General features: G+C 55.9%; 22 protein-coding genes. 12 read left to right on the top strand and 10 right to left on the bottom strand.

From position 1 onward, the window contains the following. Positions 1–3 precede the first annotated feature (3 nt). The 9 genes from I6L58_RS12265 to I6L58_RS12225 all read left to right on the top strand — a co-directional run bounded on the left by I6L58_RS12265 (position 4) and on the right by I6L58_RS12225 (position 7,890). Positions 4–657, top strand: a complete 654-nt coding sequence (locus I6L58_RS12265) for a hypothetical protein (RefSeq protein ID WP_006177666.1) — start codon at positions 4–6, stop codon at positions 655–657. 73 nt (positions 658–730) lie between these two features. Further along, the gene (locus I6L58_RS12260) at positions 731–925 is read left to right on the top strand and encodes a hypothetical protein (RefSeq protein WP_006177667.1); all 195 of its coding nucleotides are present in this window, start codon (positions 731–733) and stop codon (positions 923–925) included. A 23-nt stretch (positions 926–948) separates the two neighbouring features. Next, positions 949–1,134: a hypothetical protein gene (locus I6L58_RS12255; RefSeq protein ID WP_001196016.1), complete on the top strand. Its 186-nt coding sequence runs from the start codon at positions 949–951 to the stop codon at positions 1,132–1,134. Between the two features lie 66 nt (positions 1,135–1,200). After that, on the top strand, positions 1,201–3,297 hold the full coding sequence (locus tag I6L58_RS12250; protein WP_058609933.1) for a peptidase domain-containing ABC transporter: 2,097 nt from the start codon (positions 1,201–1,203) through the stop codon (positions 3,295–3,297). After that, positions 3,294–4,043: a hypothetical protein gene (locus I6L58_RS12245; protein WP_006177669.1), complete on the top strand. Its 750-nt coding sequence runs from the start codon at positions 3,294–3,296 to the stop codon at positions 4,041–4,043. Before I6L58_RS12250 ends, I6L58_RS12245 begins: the two co-directional genes overlap by 4 nt. Before the next feature lie 6 nt (positions 4,044–4,049). Next, entirely contained in the window at positions 4,050–5,300 is a 1,251-nt protein-coding gene (locus I6L58_RS12240) for an HlyD family secretion protein (protein ID WP_088208968.1), read from the top strand. A 419-nt stretch (positions 5,301–5,719) separates the two neighbouring features. Continuing rightward, entirely contained in the window at positions 5,720–5,992 is a 273-nt protein-coding gene (locus I6L58_RS12235) for a hypothetical protein (RefSeq protein ID WP_088208970.1), read from the top strand. Positions 5,993–6,131: 139 nt separating this feature from the next. After that, positions 6,132–6,911, top strand: coding sequence for an MBL fold metallo-hydrolase (locus I6L58_RS12230; RefSeq protein WP_088208971.1), 780 nt, complete (start codon positions 6,132–6,134; stop codon positions 6,909–6,911). 25 nt (positions 6,912–6,936) lie between these two features. Then, positions 6,937–7,890: a GlxA family transcriptional regulator gene (locus I6L58_RS12225; protein ID WP_088208972.1), complete on the top strand. Its 954-nt coding sequence runs from the start codon at positions 6,937–6,939 to the stop codon at positions 7,888–7,890. Between the two features lie 4 nt (positions 7,891–7,894). On the opposite strand, the gene I6L58_RS12220 is transcribed toward I6L58_RS12225, so the two are convergent. The 4 genes from I6L58_RS12220 to I6L58_RS12205 form a co-directional block, all read right to left on the bottom strand. Continuing rightward, a complete protein-coding gene (locus I6L58_RS12220) occupies positions 7,895–8,983 on the bottom strand; it encodes an AAA family ATPase (RefSeq protein ID WP_006177673.1) in 1,089 nt (362 codons plus the stop codon). 145 nt (positions 8,984–9,128) lie between these two features. Continuing rightward, on the bottom strand, positions 9,129–10,088 hold the full coding sequence (locus I6L58_RS12215) for a YbgA family protein (protein WP_006177674.1): 960 nt from the start codon (positions 10,086–10,088) through the stop codon (positions 9,129–9,131). A gap of 103 nt (positions 10,089–10,191) precedes the next feature. After that, positions 10,192–10,602 carry a hydroxyisourate hydrolase gene (gene uraH, locus I6L58_RS12210; RefSeq protein WP_088208973.1) on the bottom strand — a complete coding sequence of 137 codons (411 nt, stop codon included), beginning with the start codon at positions 10,600–10,602 and terminating at the stop codon, positions 10,192–10,194. Positions 10,603–10,703: 101 nt separating this feature from the next. Further along, positions 10,704–11,429, bottom strand: a complete 726-nt coding sequence (locus I6L58_RS12205; RefSeq protein ID WP_006177676.1) for a MerR family transcriptional regulator — start codon at positions 11,427–11,429, stop codon at positions 10,704–10,706. A 118-nt stretch (positions 11,430–11,547) separates the two neighbouring features. Here I6L58_RS12205 and I6L58_RS12200 point away from each other — a divergent pair, with 118 nt between their 5' ends. Next, a complete protein-coding gene (locus I6L58_RS12200) occupies positions 11,548–12,072 on the top strand; it encodes a lipocalin family protein (protein ID WP_042321307.1) in 525 nt (174 codons plus the stop codon). Positions 12,073–12,075: 3 nt separating this feature from the next. On the opposite strand, the gene I6L58_RS12195 is transcribed toward I6L58_RS12200, so the two are convergent. Genes I6L58_RS12195 through I6L58_RS12170 form a run of 6 tightly spaced genes read right to left on the bottom strand, consistent with a single transcriptional unit; the run spans position 12,076 to position 18,116 of the window. Next, positions 12,076–13,086: a fimbrial protein gene (locus I6L58_RS12195; protein ID WP_058609941.1), complete on the bottom strand. Its 1,011-nt coding sequence runs from the start codon at positions 13,084–13,086 to the stop codon at positions 12,076–12,078. Beyond that, positions 13,086–13,604, bottom strand: a complete 519-nt coding sequence (locus I6L58_RS12190; protein ID WP_088208974.1) for a fimbrial protein — start codon at positions 13,602–13,604, stop codon at positions 13,086–13,088. The genes I6L58_RS12195 and I6L58_RS12190 overlap by 1 nt, the downstream gene beginning before the upstream one ends. Then, positions 13,595–16,120 (bottom strand): fimbria/pilus outer membrane usher protein, encoded by a 2,526-nt coding sequence (locus tag I6L58_RS12185; protein WP_088208975.1) that lies wholly within the window; start codon positions 16,118–16,120, stop codon positions 13,595–13,597. The genes I6L58_RS12190 and I6L58_RS12185 overlap by 10 nt, the downstream gene beginning before the upstream one ends. 24 nt (positions 16,121–16,144) lie before the next feature. Continuing rightward, the gene (locus I6L58_RS12180; protein ID WP_042321313.1) at positions 16,145–16,822 is read right to left on the bottom strand and encodes a fimbrial biogenesis chaperone; all 678 of its coding nucleotides are present in this window, start codon (positions 16,820–16,822) and stop codon (positions 16,145–16,147) included. Between the two features lie 53 nt (positions 16,823–16,875). Further along, positions 16,876–17,460: a fimbrial protein gene (locus I6L58_RS12175; RefSeq protein ID WP_088208976.1), complete on the bottom strand. Its 585-nt coding sequence runs from the start codon at positions 17,458–17,460 to the stop codon at positions 16,876–16,878. A gap of 53 nt (positions 17,461–17,513) precedes the next feature. Further along, positions 17,514–18,116, bottom strand: a complete 603-nt coding sequence (locus I6L58_RS12170; RefSeq protein ID WP_088208977.1) for a LuxR C-terminal-related transcriptional regulator — start codon at positions 18,114–18,116, stop codon at positions 17,514–17,516. Between the two features lie 845 nt (positions 18,117–18,961). Here I6L58_RS12170 and I6L58_RS12165 point away from each other — a divergent pair. Next, entirely contained in the window at positions 18,962–19,771 is an 810-nt protein-coding gene (locus tag I6L58_RS12165) for a winged helix-turn-helix domain-containing protein (RefSeq protein WP_058609945.1), read from the top strand. Position 19,772: 1 nt separating this feature from the next. Next, positions 19,773–20,252 (top strand): hypothetical protein, encoded by a 480-nt coding sequence (locus I6L58_RS12160; RefSeq protein ID WP_088208978.1) that lies wholly within the window; start codon positions 19,773–19,775, stop codon positions 20,250–20,252. Positions 20,253–20,299 lie beyond the last annotated feature (47 nt).

Here is a 20,299-nt window from a genome sequence, read left to right as displayed (position 1 = left end):
AATATGACTGCAAAAATCCTGGCTATTTTCGCAATAAATTGCTTCATTTCTTTCGGGGCAAATGCTTTAATTATCGAAAGTCTGAATATTGATTTTTTGCCAGAAAAGGAAGTTGTTTTTCAGCCTATAAAAAACGATACCAGTGAAAGGCAGAATTATACTGTCTCACTTATCCAGGTAGACGTCCCTAAACAAAAAGGGAAAGAGACTGAAATAAAAGATGGCGAGCTGATGTTCTCGCCAAAACAATTGACGCTGGGGAGCGGCGAGCGCGCCGGGTTTAAGTTTTACTATACCGGCCCGCACGACGATAAAGAGCGTTATTATCGCGTAAAATTCACCGAGACGCCGCTACAGGCGCGGGTTGTAATGAGTAAAGGCCAACGCATTCAGTCGGATGTGGTGGTTTCGCTTGAGGCGATTTTGATTGTCCGTCCGTGGACAAGACATTTTGATTATGCGTTTAGCAACGGGGTGGTAAGTAATACGGGGAATACCTATTTTAAATATGTTTCCTCGGTCGGGTGCAGCACGCAATATAACAACTCAAAATATCTTCCACCGGGACAACGGCTGGAAATAGATAATGCCGGGCAGCCAGCAAGGCGGATGATTATTTATGGAAATAAAATCATTCCGCTTTCTACCTGCCCGTAGCAACCGCTTTCCTTCATAAAAGGAAATTAACCTTTGGTCTAAAGCCAAAGATCTCAATCAACAGGAGAATAAAATGAAAGCGATTTCATTCACAGAAGCGAAAGACATTATCGGTGGCGCGCTGAACCCGTTCGCGGGTCTGGTTAAAGGTGCACAGCTGGGTTACGACACTGGCGCAGGCATCATGGGTATGGTGGGCGGCGTTGTTGGCGGGATCCTGGGTGGCGCAATGGGCTTCCTTGGCGCGCTGGTTGGCAGCTACAACTAATTCACGATTACAGGAACAGAAACATGCAAGTTATCGATTTTAAGAAAGCACAGGCCATCATCGGTGGTTGGGATCCGTTTGCCGCTGCAATTCAGGGCGCAAGCGCGGGCTATAACGCAGGCAGCCAGATGTTAGGCGCGCTGGGCGGCACCATCGGCGGCGTGTTCGGTCTGGTGGGCGGCTTCATCGGCGGCTTCTTCAGCGCATAAGTTTTCGACCTATGCTCCTATGGCCCGCCTTGCCGGGCCATTTTTTTATTTCAGCCACGGATCATTATGTTTTCGCTTTTTCAGTATAAGAAGCAGGGTAAAACCCCTGTTATTCGTCAGCATGAATTTACCGAATGTGGTCTGGCCTGCCTGGCGATGGTGATGGGGCATTACGAGCACCATGTCTCTGTAAGCCAGCTACGCCGGGAGATCTCGGTGTCTGCCGACGCGGGCACCTCAATGGCGGAATTGATGACCCTTGCCAGCGATAAAAATATGACGGGCCGGGTGTTAAAAGGCGAAATCACTGAAATAGAAACCTCGGAGCTGCCGCTTATCGCCTTCTGGCGCGGGAACCATTTTGTGGTCATCGTGAAGGTCGACAGCCGCAGCGTTACCGTCCACGACCCTGCGAGCGGCGTACGTCGTTATCGCCTTAAGGAAGCGGAAAAACTCTTCTCCGGCTATGTGCTGGAGCTAAAACCCACCCCGCGTTTTGAAAAGAAAACGCCGGACGACACGCTGACCCTCGGGCGGCTGGCGAATAAATCCCCGAGCCTGTTCCAGCGCCAGCTGCTGCTGTTCGTGCTCTCTATTTTTACCCTTATCACCATGCTGGCCAGCCCCACCTACGTGCAGCTGATTATGGATGAGGCGATTGCCCGCAGCGACAGTGACCTGGTGATCCTGCTCACCGCCATCTTTGCGATCGTCTTTATTTTTGAAGTGATAGGCAAATTCCTCAAGCAGCTGCTTGAGATCCTGATGCGCAACATCGCCTATGACGACCTGAGCCAGTCCGTGCGCCACTACATGCTGCGCACCCAAACCAGCTGGTTCCGCTCGCGTCCGCCGGGCATCGTGCTGGCGATTGAGAAATCGCTCCACGCCTGCGCGGAGTTCATCAGCAATGGCTATGTACAAATCCTTTTTTCCTGCCTGATCGCCTTCACCAGCCTGCTGTTTATGCTGCTGTATAACGTGAAGATTGCGGTGCTGACCCTGCTGCTGATGGGCGTCTTCTTCCTGATCCGCTTTTCACTGATTGGCCCCTATCAGCGCGCCGTGGATGATTCCATTGAACGCACCGCGCAGTATGAATCCCTGCTGGTGGAGACCCAGAAAGGCATCATTACGCTTAAAGCAAACAATATGGAGCAGGCGCGGGATGCGGTGATGGATAAATCCCAGCGCGAGCATATCGCCGGCCTGATGCGCAAAGAGCGGCTGCTGGCCCGCTTTGACGTGGCCTCGCTGCTGGTGATCAATGCCGAACAGCTGCTGGTGGTCTGCTTTGGCGCGTGGCTGATTCTGGAAGGGCAGATGAGCATCGGGATGCTGTACGCCTACATCAGCTATAAACGCTATTTTTCCGACGCGATGGTGCAGGTGGCGCAAAAGCTGCTGGACAAAAACGCCCTTAAGGGGCCGCTGGATCGCGTGGGCGACCTGCTGTTTGCCCCCTCGGAAGCCAGCCAGTTCGGCAAACGCATCGTCACCTCGCCGGTGAGCCTGGCGTTTGAGGACGTTTCGTTTGCTTATCCAGGACGCGAGGCCACGCTTAAACACATCAACATGACCCTGAAGCAGGGCGAAGAGGCGGTGATTGTCGGCCAGAGCGGTTCCGGCAAAACCACACTGCTGCGGCTGATCTCCGGCATGCTGCTGGCGACGTCGGGTTCGTTGCGGATCAATGCGATCCCCATTCACGAGTGCGATCTCTCCTCGCTGCGCCAGCAGATCCGCATCGTCCATGCGGACGATATTCTCTTTACCGGATCGATTCTGGACAACATTGCCTGCTTTGACAGCGCCCCGGATAAAGAGCGGGTTATCGAGGCCTGCCGGCTGGCGGAAGTCGATAGCGTGGTGGCACGTCTGCCGCACGGCTATGAAACGCAGCTGCTGCCGGGGAATACCTTTTTCTCCGCGGGAGAGATGCAGCGTCTGGTACTGGCGCGCGCGCTGTACAGCCAGCCGAAGCTGCTGCTGTGCGATGAAGTGACCGCCAATCTCGATAAAACCACCGCGCAGAAGGTGCTGGCAAACCTGCGAAGCCTGGGGATCGGGCTGGTGTTTGTCACCCACTCGCCTGACGTGGTCGGCTGCGAGGGGCGGTGCTACACCATGGAAAACGGCACCCTGCGGGAGAGTGAGCCATGATGTTGCTTCCGCGGATCTACGCCCATCTTTGTGCCCGTCAGGTCGGGCGCACGCCGCTGGGAAGCCGGATTACGCAAAACTACAGCCAGTTTATGCGCTGCGCAGAGAGCGATGTCCCGGCCGAATTCCTGCGCGAGAACGCCCGCGAGCTGAGCGGATTCGGCTTCGTGGAGCAGGTTTTCCCGCCCGCGCTCTGGCGGCGTAACGTGCGCTTCGATCTGCATCCGCGCGTGGCGGCGTTTACCCGTGAGCAGGACTTCTACGCCTCACAACGCACGCTGCTGCTGGGGATGCGCTGGGCGGGGTTTGGGCTGGTGATGGACGCGCTGTTATCCACCGCGCCGGACGATGTGCGCTTTCAGTGCATCAGCCACTATCCCGCGCTGCACAAGCTGATGGCCGCGCATGAGGCGCGTCGCGCAGGGTCCTTCTTTGCCCGCCAGCGTCTGGTAACGGTGCTGATGATGGACGAGCGCCTGCCGGGCGCGCCGCTGTTTATGGCCCGGGCGGGCGATCAGGCTGCGTGGCTTACGGATGTCTCAACGCGGTTTCTGACGCGATACGGCTACAGCATTCGTACCTTGCTGCCCACGGGGTCGCTCCATTCCCCGGCGTTTGGACTGGAGAGCCAGCGCTATGCGCCAGCGGATTACCGCCAGGCCGCGACCGCCACGCTGAATGCGCTGCATAGCACCCCCACGCTCTGGAGTGCGTGGGACGATCTTTCAGTGATTTATCATGGATGACATGTTGTGAAATTAAAAAACCGTAGCCGACAGCGTCGGGCGCTGATCCCGAACCACTTTTCAAAGAGTTACCAGATTAACGCCCCCCGGCTAAAGGCCGTGCTGGCGCTGTTTATCTCCTTTTTTCTCTGCTTGCTGATTTTTTCCGTGGTGTTTAATTTTTCCGAAACCACGCTGGCGCGCGGGGTGCTGATCCCCGCGCAGGGCGATGTCGAAGTGCGGGCCAGAGAGTCCGGCACCATCGTCGATTTCGCGGTGCGTCCGGGCGATTACGTGAAGGAAAACGACCCGCTGTTTACGGTATCGCAGGACTATGGCGGCAAGCAGGGGTCGGTGGTGCAGTTCGACCGCCAGCAGATGGAGGCCGAGAAAAAGCGCAGCGAACAGCGTATTCAGGCCATTGATGACTCTATCGCCTCATACCGTAAGAATCTGGCGCAGCAGCTGAATATCACCGACCGGCAGATCGCCGTGTCGCGGGACAAGGTCAAGAAGCTGCGCGCGCTGCTGAAAAACAGCACGGATACCTACAACGCGTGGAAAGCCATCTCCGGGAAGGGGTATGTGTCGAAGGTTGACCTCGATAAAAGCCATAACGATGTGCTCAACGCCCAGCTGAACCTGACGCTGGAGGAGAGCACCATTCTCGATCTGGAGGCGCGGAAAACCAGCCTGTCGGACAGCACGCAGTCGCAAATCGACTCCCTGAGCGAAGAGCAGCTGTACGTGAAAAACCGCATCAGTGAAATTGACCGCAATCTCTCCAGCCGGGGCAGTTCGACCATGTCGATGCTGGCTCCCGCCGAGGGGTACGTTGTGGCCATCAATTTCCCGCCCGGACGCGCTATTACACAAAACAGCGAGGTGGTGGTGGTGATCCGCAAAAACACCACCGCGACGATGGAGGGGTATCTCTACGTCCCGGCTACGGGCGTTGGCCGGGTGGCGAAAGGGGACAAGGTCAAACTGCGCTTCGACTCCTGGCCGGTGGATAAATATGGCTCGGTTGACGCCACGCTGTCCGATTTCTATGAGGTCAATATCGACGCCCATTCGGCGCTGATCCCGCTCCAGGAAGGGCAGAACTACTATCTCGCGAAGGTGCGCGTTCCTTCGTGGTTTAGCGACCCGGACAAGAAAAAACGGCTGCTGATGGGCGGAATGACCGTGAACGCGGATATCGTTATCGACCGCAAGCCGCTTATTAATTTACTTATCGCCCCGCTTGAAAGGGTGAGGAAGCGGTTTATTGATTGACGTGTGAATGGCGTATAGCGTTGTGTTATACGCCTTAATAAATAAGCCATGTGAATTAAACGTAAGCGTAAAAACAAAAATAAATTTGCTAACTCTGTGCTAAAAAGTGATTGCGATAGATATTTTCATTTAAAGATTAACGGAAAGCATTTAACGCTTACGTGATCCAGATAAAGGAGTGTATGAAAGGGCCATAATCAACCTATTGAAAGGAAAGGCAAATGGCTGTTCCCGTTTACATCCTCCCCGGCCCGACGGTTCAGGCATCAGTGAGGGATGCATCACTTTTTTCCTGCCTCAGGATTTCTACAGAGTGCGTGCTGCGCTGTTAAAAGCACACCGCCATCGTATTTTACAGGGTGACCAGTTCTGGGCTTACGGTGAGATTACGGTGATTGGTCATACGCAGGAGGATTGCCGTGTCACGCCCGATTAAATGGACTTCTCGCGTCGTGGCGTTTTTAGCTATCGCATTTGTGCTGATGCTATTAGGCGTATTTGATCCGCTGGCTGAAAGCCTGAAATATACCCTCACTAACGCGTTGAACGCCCTTCCGACGGATAACCCAGAACCTTACCCCGACCGCGTAGAGAACAGCTATTTTACGGTGTACGTAGCGTTAAATATGCTCGCAGCCTCGGTTGCTGTTTTTGTCTGTGAGAAATTAATTGGGTTGGCTCGCAGCAGTTAACCCACTGATTTCCGGTGTTGAACGAGCCGCAATGGTCTCAGACAGATTGACCCGATTTCATCGATCATTGCCCCATAACCCACATCGTTACGCGCGGCATCTGGCTATCCTCCTTATCACACACACCGGAGGATAGCCCATGAACATTACCCACATTCGCAATGCCACCCAGATGATTACCTACGCCGGGAAACGCTTTTTAATCGATCCGATGCTGGCACCTAAAGGCGCTTACCCGGGCTTTCCGGGGACCGCCCGCGCGGAACTGCGCAACCCGATGGTAGAACTTCCCGTGGACGTGAAGACGCTGCTGGAGGCCGACGCGGTGATCGTGACCCATACGCATGACGATCACTGGGATCGGGAGGCTATTGCGCTGATCCCCAAAGATAAACCCATCTTTGTTCAGAACGAGCACGACGCCGCGCTGTTGCGCTCGCAGGGATTCACCCACCTGACGGTGATGACCGATGAGACGGCTTTTGGTGATATCCGCATCGCCAAAACCCACGGCGGCCAGCACGGTACCGATCGCGCTTACGCCGTGCCCGAGCTGGCTGAGCGGCTGGGAGAAGCCTGTGGCGTAGTGTTCCGCCATGCTGATGAAAAAACGCTTTATCTCGCCGGGGATACGATATGGCGCGAAGACGTGGCGGCGGATCTGCTGCACCATCAGCCGGATGTGGTGATACTTAACGCCGGGTATGCGCACGTGATTGGTTTTGGACCGATTATTATGGGCGAGCAGGATGTGCTGAACGTGCATTTCCTGCTCCCGCAGGCGAAGCTTATGGCAGTCCACATGGAAGCGGTTAATCACTGCCTGCTGACCCGCCGCGCGCTGCGGGAATATGCCGAAGCCAACCAGTTTAGCGATGCGCTGAGCATTCCACAGGACGGCGAAACCGTTATATTCTGAGCCTCACTGAGGATAGGAGAGACAGATGCCGCTTACACACGTCGCGATTGTTGCAGTGGACGGGTTTAGCCCGTTCCACTACGCCGTTCCCTGCATTCTGTTTGGCGATACGGTCTCGGGTGAAACGCGTTTTAAGGTCACGATATGCGCCGAAAAGCCGGGCTTATTGACCTCGAAGGACGGTTTCGCGCTGAATGCGACGCAGGATTTTTCAGCCATTGGGCAAGCCGATATCGTCGTTGTGCCCTACTGGCAGCATGTTCTGGAGCGCCCGCCTCAGGCCTTGCTCGATAGCCTGGTGCAGGCAAAAAAGAGGGGCGCGGCGATTGTCGGCCTGTGTCTGGGGGCATTTGTGCTGGGCTATGCTGGGATCCTCGACGGCAAACGCGCCGCCACGCACTGGGAATTTGAACGCCAGTTCCAGTCGTTATTCCCGAAGGTGCAGCTGGATATCAACGCGCTTTATGTTGATGACGACCGCATCATTACCTCGGCGGGTACCGCCGCGGCGCTGGACTGCTGCCTGTATATTATCCGCCAGCGCTTTGGCAGCGTGGTCGCTAACCAGATTGCGCGACGGATGATTGTGCCACCGCACCGCGAAGGCGGGCAGGCGCAATTTATTGCCCAGCCTGTGCCCAAAGATACCCGCGACGCGCGGATTAACTGCCTGATCGACTATCTTCAGCAGCACATCGCGCAACCGCATAATCTAGATTCTCTGGCGGCGATCGTCTCTATGAGCCGTCGCACCCTGACCCGCCATTTCACCCACGCAACGGGCATGAGCGTCGCCGACTGGCTCAGCGCCGAGCGCCTGCGGCGCAGCCAGATTTTACTGGAATCGGGCAATCTGCCGATTGAGAGCGTGGCTGCGGAGGTTGGGTTTGCGTCGGCGGTCACCTATCGCCAGCAGTTTAAGGCGCGCTTTGGCGTCAGCCCCATGGAGTGGCGCAAAACGTTCCGCACGCGTGCGTAACGCGCTATCCCAGCCGTTCCATCCTCGTTTCACCGTCCGCCATTGACAGCTGATACAGCGAAAACGAGCGCTGTTTTTCAATCAGGTTCGCCAGCTCCGGCGAGTGGCTGGTCAGCCAGATCTGCGAGTAGCGGCTGGCCTCGGCAATCAGGCTCGCCAGCGCGGGCAGCATCTGCGGATGCAGGCTGTTTTCCGGTTCGTTGAGAACGATAAATGCGGGCGGGCGCGGGCTTAACAGCGCCACGGCCAGACAGAGAAAACGCAGCGTGCCGTCGGAAAACTCGGTCGGCTCCAGCGGCCTGCTTAAGCCCTCACGCTGCATCATCATGCGGAAACGGCCATCCGTGTTATCGCTGTAAAACACGCAGCCGGGGAAGGCCTGATCGAGGATGCGCATCAGGAGCAGTTCATCGCCAATCTCCACGATGGTCTGGAACGCGGCGGCCAGGTTTGCCCCGTCGCTGGCCAGCACCGGCGAGCGGAAACCGACCTGCGGGGCGCGGATGGCCGAGCCGGACGAGACCGAAAATTCATGGTAAAAGCGCCAGTTGCGCAGGGATTCACGCATCTGTGACACTTCCGGGTACAGGTGCGGCTCACCGAGCTGGCCAAAGACCGATTCGTTCTCGTACAGCGTACCGCTGTGGGTCACTTTCTCGTGATGCACGTTGTTCAGAAACACCGTCTGGTTTTTGCGCTGCATCAGCCGCGCCGATGGGCGGCGATGCTGATCGCTCAGCCAGATTGTCTCTTCTTTGATAACCGGATCGAGCTGGAACTGCGAGGGGTAAGGCAGCCGCTCAACAAAACCGACCTGAAGTTCATACTCATAGGTTTCAGTTTCTACCGCCAGGTTCATCCGCCGCAGCTGGTCGGTGCGGGTTTTGCCCGCCCAGAACACCTTCAGAATGCCCCCTTCGTTCGCCAGCGCCTGCGAGAACTGCCCTTGCGCCGCGCTGTGCATCAGGTGGATCGCCTTATAGATGTTTGACTTGCCGGTGCCATTCGGCCCGAAAACGATGTTGAGCTGTTCAAGCTCCAGCGACATCCGGCGAATGGAGCGATAGTTTTCGATATGCAGCGTTTTGATCATCTGGCAGTCCCGATTTGCGGATAAAGACCTGTATATAATGCCAGTATTTTTACGTGAAATGCAAAAAAAGACGACAGTGAGGTGTCGTCTAAACGGGGTACTGCTTTGGGCCTCTATGGGTCAATTTGGGCCCTTGCATACTGCCTTAGGTCACGGCGAGACGGAGACCCAGATCGTCCGGATAGGGGTCAAAATAGTTTTGCGTTTGCAGATAGCGGTCCGGGTATTCCGCCATATAGTGCTTCAGCAGCGTAAGCGGGGCGAGGATAGGCAACAGCCCGTCGCGGTAGTGGAGGATCACGTCGCGTAACTCCCCGCGCTGGCGGCTGTTGAGCTGGTTGCGGAAATAGCCCTGAATATGCATCAGCACGTTGGTATGGTTTTTCCGCGAGGCCGGCTTCTTCAGAATGGCCATCAGCTTGCTGCGGTATTCGACGAAGAACGCCTCAAGATCGTCCCACTGATGCAGCGACGCCACGAACGGCCCGATTTCGCGATAGCCTGCCTGATGGTGCGCCAGCAGCTGGAGCTTATAGCGGCTGTGAAAATCAAGCAGCGCCCGGCGCGTCAGGCCGTTGGCCCGCAGGGTGTTCAGTTCGTGAAGGGCAAACAGGCGCTCGACAAAGTTTTCCCGCAGAACGGGATCGTGCAGGCGGCCATCTTCTTCGACCGGCAGCCACGGGTAGGTTTCAAGGAGGGCGGCGGTGAACAGCCCGACGCCCTCCTTGCGGCCCCGATTGCCGTTTTCATCATACAGGCGCACGCGCTCCATACCGCAGCTTGGCGATTTGGCGCAGACGATAAACCCGGCGAGATCGCCGATTTTTGGCAGATATTGTGCCGTAAAGTCGGCCATTTTCTGCGTAACATCTTCATGCGGTGCTTTACTGAAACGCATTTGCGTCTCGCCTGCGGGGGTTATCGTCAGGCGCAAGGCCGGGCGAGGCGTCGGCAGGCCGATGCCCATTTCAGGACATACCGGCCTGAAATTCACCCACTGGGCCAGCTCATCCATGACAAAGCCCATACGCTTATGCCCGCCGTCGAAACGCACGGCGGAACCGGTCAAGCATCCGCTAATTCCCAGTACAGGTTTTGTCGTCATGGTGTAAGCCTCCAGAATCTCTTCTTTAAAACTTACACAACATGACTGATTTGTCCAAGTATTGGCACGATTATTTTTACTAATCGTTGTAAATCAACGCGGTTTAGCTGCCCTTGTAAGTGGAGTAACCGTACTGGCTAAGCAACAGCGGGATGTGCAGCTTTTCGTTCGTGCGGGTCACGGTAAACAGCACCGGAATTTCCGGGAAGAAGGTGTCCAGCTTTTTGCCCTGGAAATAGTCCGCGGTTTTGAACGTCACTTTGTAGACGCCAGGCTGCATGTCCTGATCCTGCGGATAGAGTGATTTGATGCGGCCATCCTGGTCGGTTTTACCGCTGGCAAGCGGGGTCCATTTATCCTGCTGCTGTTTTTCGAGCGTGACGGTGACACCCGGCGGTGGGGTGCCGGTTTGCTGGTCGAGCACGTGCACGCTCAGGGTGCCCATCGGGGCGCTAAAGGCAACGGGCGCAAAGGCCAGCGAGGCGAGGATCAGCAGCGGGGTTGTTTTTTTCATCACGTTTTCCTGTTGTTGTGGTTAGGTCACAGGAAAACGTTAGCACTCCAGAGGCGGGAAAATATTCAACTTTTCGTGACAATTCCCACCGCAGAAAATGTTTAGAGGATAATCACCTCAAGGGAAACCTGCTGCTGCCACTGCTCAAGCTGCTTTTTGCGGGCAGCGTTGAGCTTTCCGCTGGTGACCAGAAGCCATTTGCGGTCCGGGAAAATCTCCGGCGCCAGCGCAGCAGGTGGAAAGGGCAGGACGTCGATGCGGTGGCCTTGCCCAGTGCGGGCTAAGGCTTCGAGCCAGACTTCGCACGGATCGTTGAGGTGCCAGCCGCTGAGCAGGAAATTATCGCCGGGCGCTTTTTTATCGCCCTCCAGGCAAAACGAGGTGTAGGCGATGATAATGCCGTCGAGGATTTCACGCAGGGTCATGGCCGCAGGCACGTTGGCCGACATCTGGCTGCGCAGCGGGCGTAAGACGTTGGCAACCAGGTCGGGCCGGGGATATTCCCGACCGGCGTCGTAAATCGCCTGGCGCAGGGATTCGATTTTTCCCGCTTTCAGGCGCTCCAGCAGGGTTTGCTGCAGCGTTTGCCAGTTGTTGGTACGACGTGGGGCGGGGCGCTCCAGCAGGGATTTCACCTGGCCGATAGGAACGCCTTTTTTGACCCAGTCGAGGATGATTAACGCCTGCCGGACATCGTCTTCGCTGTACAGGCGATGCCCGCCCTCGGTGCGCTGCGGCTTGAGTAAACCATAGCGGCGCTGCCACGCGCGAAGCGTAGTGGCGGTGATCCCGCTGAGTCTGGCGAATTCGCCGATGGAGTAAGCCATGTCCGTGCCCGCAGAGAAAGAATATTCCCAATATACTACGAATTCTTCCCGATGGGATGAAGCGCCCGAGCGGTGCACTACACTTTAACTTCCAACCGCGCAAATGAAAGGAATTCTCATGAAGCTATGGCCTGTTGTAACCGGTGTCGCCATTGCCCTGACTCTGGTTGCCTGTAAATCCCCAACGCCGCCGAAAGGCGTGCAGCCAATTTCCGGCTTTGATGCCAGCCGTTATCTGGGCAAGTGGTACGAAGTGGCCCGCCTGGAAAACCGCTTTGAGCGCGGGCTGGAGCAGGTAACTGCCACGTACGGCGAACGCAGCGACGGCGGCATTAGCGTGCTAAACCGCGGCTACGATCCGGTGAAGAAAAAATGGAATGAGAGCGAAGGTAAAGCCTACTTTACCGGCGAGCCGACCACGGCCGCGCTCAAGGTCTCGTTCTTCGGCCCGTTCTACGGCGGGTATAACGTCATCAAGCTGGACGACAAGTACCAGTACGCGCTGGTCAGCGGCCCGAACCGCGACTACCTGTGGCTCCTGTCCCGCACGCCAACCATTCCGGATGCGGTGAAACAGGATTACCTGAACACCGCACGTGGTCTGGGCTTTAACGTCGACCGGCTGGTCTGGGTGAAGCACTAACCGTTACTGGTACGAAAACGTGATGCTCGCCAGCGCATTTGCGGTGCCGGGCACCAGTTCGCCCGTGCGGATGTAGTGCGCCTGAAACGGCAGCGACAGCGTTTGTGCCGAGGTGAGCGTCTGGACAGCGAACTGGTTAGTGGTGCCCGCGCCGGAGCTGTCCGGCCCCATCATCAGCGGCCCGGTGCCGTTGTAGAAGAACTGCACGCCCACGCCTGAGGCCGTGGAGTCACCGGTTAAGGTGACAACGGACGAGGTGTTTGAGGGCGTGGTCTGATCGGTCATCACCGCGTGAACCGCCACGTTTGCATCGCAGGTCAGGCCAATGTTAAAGGTGCCTGACGGCGACGTGCTGCCTACGGTGGGCAGCGTGCGGATATCAATCGTCCCCAGATTGACGTTCGCGCTTTTGGTTTCTACCGTGCAGCCGCTGGCAGTAACTGTGATGGTGGTGGGGCTGATAATCACCTGCGCGGTTTTGGTTTCGTTGTTGTAGGCGGTCAGGACCGCGGCGTTGATGGTCGGGATTTGATATACGCCGGATTTCAGCGCCGTGCCGGTTTTGATAAAGGTGACTTTTGCCGACCAGCCTAAATCAGCGGCGTAGCCGTTGGTGCCATCTGCAGGATAGCTTTGGGTGATCCCGGTTTGCAGCGGGACGTAACTGGAGCCGTTAAAATCTTTCAGCCCGATGATATAGCCCACGCCGGGCACGCCGGTTTCGAAAATGGTGTAGTTCACCCCATCGACGTTGACCGTCATGCCGCTTGAGATGGCGCTGCTGCTTGGCTCCAGGGTGCCTTTCGAACAGGTAAATACCCACCCGCACCAGAAAACCTGCTGAACGTCTGCGGTCGCGCTCCAGGTTGAGCCGATAATATTCCCCGGTACCACCGAATCTGCGGGGCCGCTGTAGGTCATCGGCTGGGGAGAGAGCGTGATATCCGATTTCCATTCCATCGCGAGAACAGGGGTGCAGGTCAGTAACCAGCCGATCAGCACAAAAATACGCATTATTGATACTCCGTAGTCCAGGTCGCCACTGCCGACACCTCGCCGGCACTGACGGGCGCGCCGGTGGCCGCCAGCCGCGCATAAAAGGTCATGTTGACGCTGTCATCACCCGCCGCGCCGTAGGCGGTTGTTTGGGTGTTCAGCGGGATCAGGGCGCTCTCGTTATCGAGAATTTGTACCGCCACACCGGTAGCACCGCCCTGCGCAATTTTGATGAGCTGGGGGTCGTCATCGTCCGGCGTTCCGCTGAAGCGAATTTTCACCCCCGCAAAGGTAGGGCCGCACTCTTCAAGCGTCAGCGTGAAGGGTGCTTTGATATTGCTGACCGCGCCCGCTTTACTGAACTGCTTGATGCCAATAGTGCCCAGCGGCACGTTTTTCTCGAGTGAATCCGCCGCGACAACGCAGGTGTTGCCGATCAAATTCCCGGTGACGGAAACCAGCACGTCGTAACCGCGAACGGGAACCGTAAACGCCATCAGCAGGGCGAAGCTGGCAAGACGAAAGGCTACTGGCATACCACCTCCTGTGAATAAAGGCCGGTGCGCGCGTTGTAATTCTGCGCGTCTAACCGGTAATGGATGGTGCAACGCTGGCCGCTGCCGCGCCCCCATTCCGCCCGTAAGGTACCCTCTGGCGTCAGCCCGGAGAGATAAAGGCTGCCGCCATCCCCGACGATGCCGCTGACGTTTTCATCGTCCAGCGATACCAGCGTGCCGAAAGGCAGCACGTCATTGCGGTGGCGCACGATGAGCATCGCTTTTGCCCCCCGGCGGGTGGTGAGGGTTGCGCGCACCAGCGCGCCGTCGGTGGGGGTTTTATTGACGATGGCGTTTTCCAGCTCCACGTCATTGCCCACGGTGGTGACGTCCAGCGCCACCTGATTCACCCGATACGGCGTGGCGTAGGGGATCACCGCGTAGCCCCGGCTGTCGGTTTTGATGCCTTTGTGGTTAAGTACGGCGACATCGCTGGCACCGGGCGCTTTCACCAGAATGTTGGTGTTGCCCAGCGGCTGGCTTAGCGTCAGACCATCTTCATGCAACACTGCGCCACCGCTCATGCCGTAGCTGAGGTTGCGCGAATTTTTCGCGTAGGCGTAGCCGAGGTGGTAATCCCCCCGTTGGCCTTCGTACTGGAGCGCCGCATCGCCGCCGTATTTCTGCTGCGTGCCGTAGCGCTGGTTCACGCTGTAAAACAGGTTTTCCTGACCCGGCATATAACCGCTGACGCCCGTGCTGGTGGTGGTGCCGCCAGACCCCGCCTGCGTGGTGGTGACGCGGGCGCGGGTCGCCAGCGTCGGATTACCAAACGGCAGGGACAGGGACACCGCCATCAGCGTGTCTTTTTGATTGTCATACAGGCTGGTACTGCGCTGCAGGCTCACGCCGAGCGAGACGTTGCGAAACGTGGCGTTCCACGCCAGCTGCAGGCTCTGCGTCGTTTTCGGCGTGTTCCAGTACGTCTGCTGATCCCACGATAGCGACAGCGCGCCGTACTCTCCCATCGGCTGCGACAGCAGCAGCTGGTTCTTCGCTTTGCGTGACATATGCAGGTTGTAGACGGTGTCATAGTGGGTGGTTAGGGTGCCGTCATCTTCCACGACCTGCCGGGCAGTGCCGCCCGCCATACCTTTGTAGGTGGTATCGCTCAGGGTATAGAACCCCTGCGTCGAGTAGCGCAGCGAGAAGAAGTTGATGCGCGTGCCCATCTCATTCAGCAGCTTGCTGTAGCGCAGGCGCACCGAATCGCCGGTGTAGGTTTTGTTGTCAGCCAGCTGGCTGCGGGCATGCGTAATATCGGCGGACCAGGCCCCAAAACGGCCAAGGTTCTGCCCGGCCCCGAGCGCCAGGCCGGTGTAACGATCGGAAAACTGCGCGCCGCCGTAGAAGGTCAGCCCGTACTGCCAGCCGTAGAACAGCTCGCCCTGCGCAAAGGTCGGCGCATCCTGATTGCCGGTCGGGCGATATTTTCCCGCGCCGAAGGCATATTTCATCTGCCCGTTGCGCACCAGGTTTGGCACGCTGGCAAAGGGCAGGGTGTACTGCGTTATGCTCCCGTCGCTCTCCTGAACGGTGACCGCCAGATCGCCGCCCGACGAGGTGGGATAGAGGTCTTTCAGCACAAACGCTCCCGGCGTGACGGACGTTTGATAAATGATGTTGCCGTTCTGGCGCACCGTGACGGTGGCGTTGCTGCGGGCGATACCGCGCACTTCGGGCGCGTAGCCGCTCAGGCTGGCGGGCAGCATATTGTCGTCGGTTTTCAGGGCAATACCGCGAACGCCCACGGAATCAAACACCTGCGCCGACGTGTAGGTTTCGCCCGCATAAAACTGGGCGCGCAGGGCGGGAATATCCCGCTGCAGCCAGGTTTGTACGTGGGTCAGCTCGTTAGCGTCTTTGGTCCAGGTGGTGAAATCACGCAGCCGCCACGCGCCAAGGTTGACGCCGCTGTTGAGGCTGACGAAAAGCTGGCTGTCGCGTGTGCGCGTCTCGCCCTGATACTCATTGTTTGAGCCATTCAGCACGTAGTTCAGCCATGCGGCAGTGATCCCCGGCTCCCAGCTTTCCGGGCTGACGTAGCCGCGCGGCAGGTTGCGCATCATGCTCTGCGGTACGGTAAAGCTCAGGGTCAGCGTCTTCTGATCGTAGTCAACGTGGCTGCCCGGAAAAACGCTCTGCAAAACAATGCAGCGCTGGGCGAGCGGCAATGCGCCGCCCTTCGCCTGATGAGGATCGATACCCAGGGCATCAATTTGCTGCGGCGTGACGCAGGGCTGCGCATCGCCGGCCCCTTGTTCATCCGCACGGAAGGCCACGTCGCCGGTGAAGGCGTAGGCATTATTGATGTAGACGTTAAGGTTGTACTCCCCCGGCGGCAGCGCGCTCCCGGCGTTGACCCAGGCGAGATCGGCGCTGTTCGCGCTCTCGCCGTTGAGAAACGCGGGGTTAAATTGCAGCTCACTTTCGACAGCCATGGCTTGCCGAATGACCAGGGACATCGCCATGGCGCACAAGGTTTTTATTTTCACGTGGTCACGCCCTCGGGATGCTGATTAAGGGGATAACGACGAGCGGGTCACGGGCGTCCATGCTCCGTAATCGTTAATGGTCTGGTAGCTCACGCTGTTTGCATGGCTAAAGCTTTCCGCCAGCGTCACGCTCCCCTTCGGAGGCAGCATGACCGGCTTAACCGGCTTGCCGTCGACCTTCACGTTGATGGTGGTGAGGTAGTACGGCGTAGGGTTCGTCAGGGTGACCTGGCCCGCGCGGAAACTGCCGCGGAGGGATTTCCACGCTTCGCCCGCACCTTCCCTAAGCCCGTCCGGGCGGTAGAAAATTTTGATGCGGTTGGCCGAGGCAAACTGCAGGGAGTTGCCCGAGCTGTTTTTCATCTGCTGCGGGATCGCTTTTACCGTTATCCAGTAGAGCGTTTCGCGATCCTGAGGCAGGGATTTGCCGTTAAACATGATTTTCACCACGCTCTCGCTGGCCGGTTTTAACACGTACAGCGGTGGCGTAATGACGAAGTCATGGCTGCGTTCGCCGTTTTCACTTTCTATCCAGGACTGGATCAGGAAGGTGGCATCGGGATGGGTGTTTCTCACCTGCAGCATGGACTGTGTGGTGGAGCTGGAGTAGACCATTCGCGTTGCGCCAAGCCCGACGCCGCCTGCATAGGCGGCCGTTGCACATAACGAACCTGCCAGACAAATCCATGGTAATACGCGCATAGTGTTTCTCCTTAAAACGGTGTCAGGCCCGGCCCGCAGACCGGGCCTGATGATTACGAATAGGTCACGGTGTAGGTTGCCGTTGCGCTGGCATCGCCCGCGGTGGCATGACCTTCCGGGGAGATGTACTTCGCGCTGAAGTTCAGGACGTTAGGGCCGGCACGCAGGGGCACCGCGGCGGCTGCCTCACCCAGATGCACGATGTTGCCCTTTTCGTCATACAGACGGATCGCAACGTTCTGAGCCGAGTTAGCGCTGCCGTTTGACCCGACCGCCAGACTGTGGACATCGGCGCTGTCCGGCGTGCCGGTAAAGGTCACGGCGATGGTGGTTGCGGCAATCGGGTTCGTCTCCGTTGAAGCAGAGGTATCCGCGATTTCGCAATCTTCCAGGGTGATGGAGAAGGCTTTTGCCGTGCTGGCCTCGCTGCCCGCCGCCGCCAGGGTTGCGGTACGGACTTCACCCATGTCGACGTCAATGTTGGCGCTACCCGCGCTGATGGCGCAGGCGGAGGTCACGACGCTACCGTTAAAGTTAACCGTACCGCCGCTGGTGCCAGCGGCCAGGGCATTGCCCGCTGGCAGTAAGGCCATAGCAGCGATTGCCAGCACTGTTTTTTTTGTGAATTGAGCTTTCATTGTCTTGATTCCATTGTGTTGTTATTACGAGATTTGCTCTGAAGTTGGCAGGTCTAACTGGTTAAAAAGACCAGCAAATCTGTCTTGTTCCTGAGCCCAAGTTTTTTTATCGCTGAGCTTTTTAACGCGCTGACACGACGGTAAGAAAGCTTCTCCATTTCGGCGATGTAGCGCATATCCAGACCTTTACGCAGCTCCTTCAATACCCTCCATTCACCCGGCGTCAGCGATAACGCCGTTGATCTCTGTTTTGGCCGATAGCGGTTATCGACCAACCGCATTAAATTAGTTCGCCAGTGATAAAGCGGATCCTGAAGCGACATATAGGCGTCTATATCTCCTCTGACCCACAGCATGGAGTTCGCGGGGGCGGAATAAAGACAAATCACTGTTTCCGGATGCTCGGCTTTAATTCTTTTCAAATAGCGTAAGTAATCGTATCCCGTATGGTATTTATCAGCCCCGGACATAAAGAGAATATCTATGCGGGTTGTGGCTAACATCGCGTTAAGCTGCTGATAATCTTCCGTCGATATTTTTACCTGCACCTTTGGGTTAACCTTCATTAATAACGCGGTAATGCCCTGGCGTGCATAATGATCGCCACCCATCAACGCAATATGAATCGGTCTTTTTATATAGGGTTCATTCGCCATGTTATTCCCTCGATTTATAATTGTAATGAGGCGAACCAGTATGTTGATATCGGCCTGTACTTTCGAAGCAATCACGTTGTGCTGTGTAGGGCTAGTATAAGTCGGCCAAAAAAGAGGTAACCTGAATTAATCTAAATTTATATTAATCTTTAAGATTGATAATGGTAACGCCGTTTTCCTCTTGCTGGTTCTGTGCTGCGTGTTGTTTCAATTAATCATACCTGCGCTTTTTCATGCTACTTACGCTTTGATAAATGTTTTGTAAGCCTTTTGTTTACTAATGTAAGAGCAGGCGGCAACGTGCTGACAATGAATAACAAATGGCGGGAATTTATCCTGTTGTAGATGAATGCTCTGGCAGGGTGATTGCGATATTTATACTTCTAACTTATTGATATTGCGACTAGTTCACAAAATATCAGACGTGTCTCTGTTGAATGATTCAGACACGCATGTCCATTGCGTACAATTAGGTTGTTTGTCTATTTTTGTCAATGTCAAGATGGCGTGTTAACGCTATTTCAACGCGGCCGTGCTCGCCTGGCGAAAGGCGGTTTGTGAGAAGTTTCTGAGGCATTAACGCCACTTCACAAAAAATGAGAGAGAATCCATAAAGGCCCCGGGAAGCCCGTCAGCAGGCGCTTTAACGCAAATGGCGAACTTCTCTCGCTTCAGTGAAGTTAAAGAGAAAATAAGAAATTAAGAATTTTCGCTACTTGCTAAGATATACAGCGTTAATTTTATCAGTCACATTGATTTGGACGTGAAGGGAGACCTTTTTTCTTTATGTAAACAAGAAAACGATAACATCATGAGAGTGTTTCAGGAGGACCGTCGCTGACACTATGCATAAGCATTACATAATAAATAATATTGTTGAGTTTCATCCTGCAGCCAGCACGCTTCGCGATATCAACAATCCGGATCGTGTTGTCGTGCTGAATTCGCCTGCGGGCCGTTGTCTGTTGTTATTAATTGAAAGAGCGGGGTCGATTGTCACCCAGCAGGATTTTCTCGATATTGTGTGGCAACGCCGCGGTATGCTGGTTTCGCCGAATACCTATTACCAAAATATCTCGATTCTGCGCAAAGGGCTGAAAAAAATTGGTTTTGACGTCGATCCTATCGTCACCATCCCCCGCATCGGCTTAACGCTGGCAAGCGACACGCAGATTGTGATTAAAGAGCCGGCCACGCCCGCGCCTGAAATGGCGGTGCCGGAAACGGCGGTGCAGCAGGATACCGCCGACTTGCGCCTTAATGAGGAGCCTGGCGAGAACGCACTGCCCGAACGGGACAGCCGCCTTGCTCGTGCTCGCTGGCTGGCAGGGATGTTAATGATCCTGCTGGTTTTGCTGATGAGTGTGGGCATCATCGGCCACAGCAACGCGCGGGAAAACCGCTTCATCGAGGATTATCGTTTTGCCACCACCATAGGGGCCTGCCACGTGTGGCTGGCAAAGGGCATCCAGACGCAGAGTGAACGTGCCAAAGCGCTGGCCTATGTCGATCAGTTTAAAGCGGAATGTGCAGACTACCCGTGGATCTATATCAGCTGGTATGAATTGTTACCGCGCGCTTCCGTTATTCGCTGTGACAAGTCAATGAAAGAGCCTAACCGCTGCATCTCTGATTATTTTATTGAGGACCGCTAGCATGACCCGTCATCGTCAAATGCTCTCCCTGCTGGCACTCTTATTTATCGCCGCCGCCGTGGTGCTGGGCTATTTTTTGTGGCAGCGATATGCCATAAAACCCTTTTCCTGTCAGGCTAACCTGGTGCAGCACCATAAGGACGAGAAGGTGTCGCTCTGGCTGAATTACCGGTTTGACGGCAAAAGCGGCACGCTCAGCATGAACGGCAGACTGCAGAGCAAACCTGACTCGATTATCGACCGGAAAATATCCTTCCGCGTGGCGCGGAAAGACAATGTCTGGTTACTAACATCTGAAAATAATTTGACGTTCCCGGGAGATAACGTCGCGGATCGCCTGCTGGAGAAATACGAACCGCAATTTTTTGTTTATCCCGGGAAAAGTATTTATATCCGCATTAATGAACAACAGAATGATAACTATATTTTTACCTTAGGAACATTACCGACATATGTATGTCGAAATACCAAAAATGAATAATTTTGAAAAGATTATGCGATAAAATCCTTTATTCTCATTTATGCTTT

It is taken from the genome of Enterobacter cancerogenus (assembly GCF_019047785.1).
In the GTDB taxonomy this organism is placed as follows: domain Bacteria; phylum Pseudomonadota; class Gammaproteobacteria; order Enterobacterales; family Enterobacteriaceae; genus Enterobacter; species Enterobacter cancerogenus.
This window is presented reverse-complemented; position numbering and strand designations above follow the sequence as displayed.